At 24.7% G+C, this 687-nt stretch carries 1 protein-coding gene; it reads left to right on the top strand.

Translation table 11 applies throughout. The features are described from left to right. Positions 1-687, top strand: a 687-nt coding sequence (locus tag JG676_RS07725) for a 6-hydroxymethylpterin diphosphokinase MptE-like protein (RefSeq protein ID WP_200217860.1), incomplete at both ends; no start/stop codon positions are given.

The raw sequence follows: 687 nt of genomic DNA, 5'->3' as shown, positions 1-687 counted from the left end.
TTACTCTACCAAAACCCTCTTGCTGAACTAAACTCTATGTTAAACACTTATAATGATAAATACTTCTTATATCCTGTTCTTTATTTTTATGGTTTTGGAAATGGTATTTTATTTAAAGCCTTACTTCAAAACAAAAACCATAAACATATAGTAGTCTTTGAAAAAGAATTAGAAATTATTTATATTATGTTTCACTTAGTAGACTTTTGCCATGAACTTAAAAATAATTCTTTAATAATATTTAATGCTAATACTCTAAATTTAAATGATTATAATGAGCTTTGCTCATCTAATCCTTTCTTTTCTTTTTCAAGAGTATATTTTTTAGAATTAAGCTCTGATTATTATGAAAAATATAAAGAAGATATATTAAACATTAATCAAAACATGATGAGTCATTTTAAAAAAGCAATATTCTCTTATGGTAATGATCCCTTAGATGCTTTACAAGGTATAGAACAATTTACTTATAATCTACCTAAAATGATTACAAATCCTACTTTTAAAGAATTACTCACTAAAAGATCAAATTTAAGTGATACAGCTATAATAGTTTCAACAGGACCTTCGCTTACTAAACAACTTCCTATTCTAAAAGAATATCAAAACAAAGCTACAATATTTTGTGCTGATAGTGCTTATGCAATATTAGCTAAACATAATATTAAGCCTGATTATGTTTGTATG

It is taken from the genome of Campylobacter sp. 2018MI34 (assembly GCF_016598975.1).
Classification (GTDB): Bacteria; Campylobacterota; Campylobacteria; order Campylobacterales; family Campylobacteraceae; genus Campylobacter_D.
The sequence above is the reverse complement of the archived record's forward strand: the minus strand, read 5'-3'. Positions and strand labels throughout refer to the sequence as shown.